Here is a 5,371-nt window from a genome sequence, read left to right as displayed (position 1 = left end):
GGGGGTCGCGGTCGGCTCCATGTTCACGGTTGCCTATGGCGCTCGTTTTCTCTGGGGAGCGTTCGCTCGCAAGCCCGACGTTGCCGACATCGACGTCAAGCACGATCGGGCGGATGCTCTCGCGAGCCCGTTCATCCTGTCTCTTGCTGGACTCGGACTCGGCCTTGCGTCGGGGTGGCTCGACCCTTTCTTCCGCGGTTACGCCGACCTGTTTCCGCCGGACGGCGAAAACTATCACCTGGCGCTGTGGCACGGAATTGAGCCTGCGCTGGCGATTTCTGCGATCACGCTTGTCGTGGGTCTGCTGCTCTTTTGGAAGCGTGCCAGGGTGTCGGTTGCGCAGGCCAGGGTTCCCGCGATCATTAATTCGGCCGACGGGTATTGGAGGGTGCTGCGGTTTGTAGATCGCACAGCCGCCCGAGTCACCTCCACCACACAGCGTGGTTCGCTGCCGTTCTACCTGAGCACCATCCTGCTGATGCTCGTGATTGCGGTGGGCACGACCCTCGTGCTCAACCGCACCTGGCCTTCTGCGATTCTGCTGTGGGACTACCCTGCTCAGATCGCCATTGCGGTGATTATGATCGTGGCGGCTATCGCATCAGTCAGAGCCGATAAGCGGTTCACTGCTGTCGTTCTCGTCGGCGTAACCGGCTATGGCATGGCCATGATCTTCGCCCTGCAGGGCGCCCCCGACCTAGCCTTCACCCAGATGATGGTCGAGACCGTCACTCTCATCGCCTTCGTGCTGGTGCTGCGCAGGCTACCCAGGCGCATCGGCGTTGCCCACGGGCGCCCCCGATACCGCGCGCTGCGAGCGGCCCTCGCTATTGCGGTGGGTCTCACGATGGCCGTCGTCGTCGTTGTCGTGCTGAGTGCACGGGTCGACGAGCCGATCTTCGCCGAGTTCGCGAGGCTCGCCCTCGAGAAGGGCCACGGCGCCAATGTCGTCAACGTCGCCCTCGTCGACGAGCGAGCATGGGACACGATGGGCGAGCTCTCTGTGGTCATCGTGGCGGCGACCGGTGTTGCGAGCCTGATCTTTCTCGATCGCCGCACCGACGATTTGGCCAGGCCCAAGCTGCCCCGGGGCCGCCGCAGACTGTTCCGTCAGAAGCCGATCACCGAGCCAGCACGCCGCCCCGTCGCGGCAGCGGACGACACCGAGACGATGCATGCGTGGCTTCTCGCGGGCCGAACCCTCGCCCCCGAGAATCGCTCGATCCTGCTTGAGATGACGGTGCGTCTGGCCTTCCACTCGATCATGGTCGTCTCCTTCTTCGTGCTCTTCAGCGGGCACAACGCTCCCGGCGGTGGGTTCGCGGCCGGCCTGATCGCCGGAATGGCACTAGTCGCCCGTTACCTCGCGGGAGGGCGGTACGAGCTCGGTGCCGCTGTGACGATCGACGCAGGAAAGCTGCTGGGCTCGGGAATGCTGCTCGCCGCGGGCACGGCGGTGGCGCCGCTGTTCTTCGGAGGCGACGCCCTGACCTCGGCATTCTTCGAGGCGGAGATCCCCATATTCGGCCACATCGAGTTCGTGACCTCAACGATCTTCGACGTCGGCGTCTACCTCGTTGTCATCGGCCTCGTGCTCGACGTTCTGCGAAGCCTCGGGGGCGAAGTCGATCGCCAGCAAGAAGAAGAAGACCCCAACACTCCCAACGAGCACCTCGACGAAAGGGTGGGCGCATGACCGTATCCCTCACCCTCGTCGCCGTGATGGCCGTGCTCTATGCCTGCGGCGTCTACATGATGCTCGAGCGCAGCCTCACCCGGGTGCTTCTCGGGTTTCTCCTCGTGGCCAACGCCACAAGCTTGCTGCTTCTGCTCATGGCGGGCCCGCCCGGTCTCGCGCCCATCCTCAACTCCGGTACCGATGTTTCTGAGATCGCCGACCCGCTGCCCCAAGCCTTCGTGCTCACCTCGATCGTCATCACGTTCGGCGTCTCGGCATTCTTACTAGCTCTCATCTATCGCTCATGGCGCCTGTCGCAGGCGGATGAGGTTGTGGACGACCCAGAAGACCTCGCGATCGCGCAGCGCGATGCCGAAGTCGAGGCCGACCTGCTCTACCCCGACCCGCGAGATCCTGAGGTCGACCACCTTGATGAACTGACCGCAGCGCACGACCTGGCCGAAACAGGGGAGGAGGAGAAATGATTCAGCTCATTCCCCTCGTCGTAATCCTCCCGCTGCTCGGCGCGGCCGGCGCCCTCATCGCGGGCAAGCGCAAACGCCTTCAGGTCGGGGTCACGGTTACAGCCCTTGTGGCCGTGCTTGCGGTGAGCATTATTCTGCTCATCCAGGTGGATGCCCAGGGTGCACTGGTCATGAACGTGGGCGGATGGGGTGCGCCGTTCGGCATCGCCCTGGTCGTCGATCGGCTTTCTGCCCTCATGCTCGTGGTGTCGGCTGCCGTGCTGCTCGCGGTTCTCGTGTTCTCGGTGGGCCAGGGTATGGCCGACGGCGATGATGAGACCCCCGTCTCGATTTACCACCCGACCTACATGGTTCTGGCCGCTGGCGTCTTCAACGCCTTCATTGCCGGCGACCTCTTCAACCTCTATGTCGGGTTCGAGATTCTCCTCGTGGCGAGCTATGTGCTGCTCACGCTCGGCGGCACAGGCCCGCGCATCCGTGCCGGTGTCACGTACATCGTGGTCAGCCTTGTCTCCTCAGTGCTCTTTCTCGCCTCGATCGGCCTGATCTATGGCGCGCTCGGCACCGTGAACATCGCGCACATTGCCATGCGCATCGGCGAGATCTCGCCCGATGTTCAGCTGATTCTCCACGTGATGTTGCTCATGGCCTTCGGCATCAAGGCCGCCGTTTTCCCCCTCTCGTTCTGGCTCCCCGACTCCTATCCCACGGCGCCGGCCCCGGTCACGGCGGTCTTCGCGGGTTTGCTCACCAAGGTGGGTGTCTACGCGATCATCCGCACCGAGACGGTGCTGTTCGCGGGCAATCAGCTGCGGGACGTTCTGCTCGTGGTGGCCCTTCTCACGATGATTGTCGGAATCCTCGGTGCCGTCGCTCAGGCAGACATCAAACGACTGCTGTCGTTCACGCTCGTCAGCCACATCGGATACATGGTGTTCGGCATCGCGCTGGGAACAGCGGCGGGGCTCGGGGCCACCATTTTCTACATCGTCCACCACATCACGGTGCAGACGACGCTGTTTCTCGGCACGGGGCTCATCGAGCGTCAGGGCGGGTCCACCTCGATTAACCGCCTCGGCGGGCTGCTCAAGGCGGCGCCCGTCATCGCCGTGCTGTTCTTTATTCCCGCGCTCAATCTGGGCGGCATCCCGCCGTTCTCCGGCTTCATTGGCAAGCTGGCCCTCTTTGAGGCCGGCGCGGCACAGCCAGACTGGTTGGTCTACGTGCTCATCGGGGCGGGCGCGCTCACCTCGCTGCTCACCCTGTACGCCCTCGCCCGAGTGTGGAACATGGCGTTCTGGCGCAGCCAGTCCGAGGTCGAGCACTATGAGTCGTCACTGCTCGACCAGCTGAGCGAAGCCCCCGGCATCCAGACCCAGAAGCGCACTAAGAGCTCGCCTCGCCTGATGACGGGTGCCACCGCCAGCATGGTGGCCCTCACCGTTGCGCTCACGGTGTTCGCGGGGCCGCTGTATGGGATTGCCGCCCGAGCGGGCGAAAATCTGGAGACGCCCGCTACCTATATCGACATGGTCTTTCCCGATGGCGACCCGACGGTTTCGTCGCCGGGGTCTCCTGGGTCGCCGGGGTCCTCCGGCTCAGAGGGAGGTGAATGATGCCGCACACCGCCACCAACCTAGGCCGCCGCTTCGTCAGCCAGTTGCCCCTTCTGGTCTGGCTCGTGGTGCTCTGGATGCTTCTCTGGGGTTCTCTCTCCTGGCTCAACCTCGTGACCGGCATCATCGTTGCGGCTCTGGTCACTCGGGTGTTCTTCTTGCCGCCGGTCGAGCTCTCCGGCCGATTCAACGTCTTCTGGGCGATCGTCTTTGTCTTCACCTTTCTGTGGGACGTGGTGCGAGGCTCCATCACGGTCGCGCTCATTGCGCTCAGCCCGCGGCTCAAGCCCATGAGTTCGGTCGTCGCTGTGCCCCTGCACAGCAAGTCAGACCTCGTCATGCTCCTGGTGTCACTCAACATCTCCCTCGTCCCCGGATCGCTCGTGGTTGAGGCCGACAGGCTGCGGTCGATCCTTTATGTGCACGCCATCGACACCAACAACGCGGAGGACGTCGAGTCGGCGAAGCACACGGTGCTCACGGCCGAGCGGCGTATCGTGCGGGTCATCGGATCCCGCGAGGATGTTGCGCTGTGCGAGCGAGCGTGGAGGCAGTCATGATCCCCATCGTCTATGGAATTGTCGGACTGCTGTTTGTGTTCGCGGCTGCGGCATCCGTCTATCGCATCGTTCGCGGGCCAGCCATTCTCGACCGCATGATCGCCTCTGACATGCTCGTCACCACGATCATGTGTGTGCTCGGCGTCGACATGGTCGTCAACAATCACGTGCGGTTTATCCCCATCATGCTCGTGCTCGCCCTTATCGCGGTCTTCGCGAGCATGACGGTGGCCCGTTACGTGTCTAAGCAGTCGGCAGAGGATCGGCCGTCGCATCAGAGCCCGGTTGCCAGAGGGAGAAACTCATGACTCTCGACAGCGTGCTCGATGTTCTTGCCGCCATCTGTCTTGTGGCAGCAGGGCTTCTTTCGGTCGCGGCGGGCGTTGGCCTAATTCGGTTCCCCGACGTGCTCTCCCGCATGCACGCCGCCACAAAACCCCAGGTGCTGGGGCTCATGCTCATCGTCGCGGCGATCGCCCTCTCGGAGCGCAGCATCACGACTCTGCTTATGCTGATCCCGGTCGTGCTGTTCCAGATGCTCACGGCGCCGATCTCGGCCCACATGATCGGTCGTGCCGGCTATCGCGCCGGCAACATCGACGAGGATCACCTGCTCGTAGATGAACTCGACGACGCCATCGAGCGCGCCCAGGAGGGTGCCGAGGCGCTTGAGGCCGTGGAGCAGGTCGTTCCGCAGGGCCCGCGAGAGTAGCCCGCTGGCTGGTGCCGCGCTAGCCCGCTGGCTGGTGTCCCGCTAGCCCGCTGGCTGGCGCCCCGCTAGCCCGCCAGCTGGTGCCCCGCTAGCCCGCTGGCTGGCGCCCCGCATCCGCTGAGGGGCGTCATATGCGGCTTCCAGCTCGCCGCGAAGCCACATTTCGGACCCCTCGGCAGGGGTGGGCGAAGCGCTACCCCGCGGCAGGGGTGGGCGAAGCTCTAGACGTCGACGCGGTCGAAGAAGCGGCCGGTCACGGCGGTCGGGATGATGCGCACGTAGTGCTTCTTCTCGGTCGGCGCCCAGGGGTTCAACGGTGC

Annotated in this window: 6 protein-coding genes; all 6 read left to right on the top strand. The window is 64.3% G+C overall.

The window, feature by feature from the left end; all coding sequences use genetic code 11:
* A partial coding sequence (gene mbhE / locus AC062T_RS00645; RefSeq protein WP_476026399.1) for a hydrogen gas-evolving membrane-bound hydrogenase subunit E occupies window positions 1-1,696 on the top strand: 1,696 nt, incomplete at its 5' end.
* Window positions 1,693-2,163, top strand: a complete 471-nt coding sequence (locus AC062T_RS00640) for a Na(+)/H(+) antiporter subunit C (protein ID WP_108998370.1) — start codon at window positions 1,693-1,695, stop codon at window positions 2,161-2,163. The genes mbhE and AC062T_RS00640, both read left to right, overlap by 4 nt.
* Window positions 2,160-3,779, top strand: coding sequence for a Na+/H+ antiporter subunit D (locus tag AC062T_RS00635; protein ID WP_476026397.1), 1,620 nt, complete (start codon window positions 2,160-2,162; stop codon window positions 3,777-3,779). The genes AC062T_RS00640 and AC062T_RS00635 overlap by 4 nt, the downstream gene beginning before the upstream one ends.
* The gene (locus tag AC062T_RS00630; RefSeq protein WP_108998372.1) at window positions 3,776-4,339 is read left to right on the top strand and encodes a Na+/H+ antiporter subunit E; all 564 of its coding nucleotides are present in this window, start codon (window positions 3,776-3,778) and stop codon (window positions 4,337-4,339) included. The genes AC062T_RS00635 and AC062T_RS00630 overlap by 4 nt, the downstream gene beginning before the upstream one ends.
* Window positions 4,336-4,647: an MrpF/PhaF family protein gene (locus AC062T_RS00625; protein ID WP_476026394.1), complete on the top strand. Its 312-nt coding sequence runs from the start codon at window positions 4,336-4,338 to the stop codon at window positions 4,645-4,647. Before AC062T_RS00630 ends, AC062T_RS00625 begins: the two co-directional genes overlap by 4 nt.
* Complete coding sequence (gene mnhG / locus AC062T_RS00620) at window positions 4,644-5,051, top strand: monovalent cation/H(+) antiporter subunit G (protein WP_476026392.1); 408 nt, start codon at window positions 4,644-4,646, stop codon at window positions 5,049-5,051. The genes AC062T_RS00625 and mnhG overlap by 4 nt, the downstream gene beginning before the upstream one ends.
* Window positions 5,052-5,371: the final 320 nt, after the last annotated feature.

This window comes from Homoserinimonas sp. (assembly GCF_056262345.1).
The sequence above is the reverse complement of the archived record's forward strand: the minus strand, read 5'-3'. Positions and strand labels throughout refer to the sequence as shown.

Bases quoted from the DNA above. Each gene is read 5' to 3' on its own strand.
- AC062T_RS00640 (WP_108998370.1), top strand. From the start codon at position 1,693: ATGACCGTATCCCTCACCCTCGTCGCCGTGATGGCCGTGCTCTATGCC.
- AC062T_RS00630 (WP_108998372.1), top strand. From the start codon at position 3,776: ATGATGCCGCACACCGCCACCAACCTAGGCCGCCGCTTCGTCAGCCAG.
- AC062T_RS00635 (WP_476026397.1), top strand. From the start codon at position 2,160: ATGATTCAGCTCATTCCCCTCGTCGTAATCCTCCCGCTGCTCGGCGCG.
- AC062T_RS00625 (WP_476026394.1), top strand. From the start codon at position 4,336: ATGATCCCCATCGTCTATGGAATTGTCGGACTGCTGTTTGTGTTCGCG.
- mnhG (WP_476026392.1), top strand. From the start codon at position 4,644: ATGACTCTCGACAGCGTGCTCGATGTTCTTGCCGCCATCTGTCTTGTG.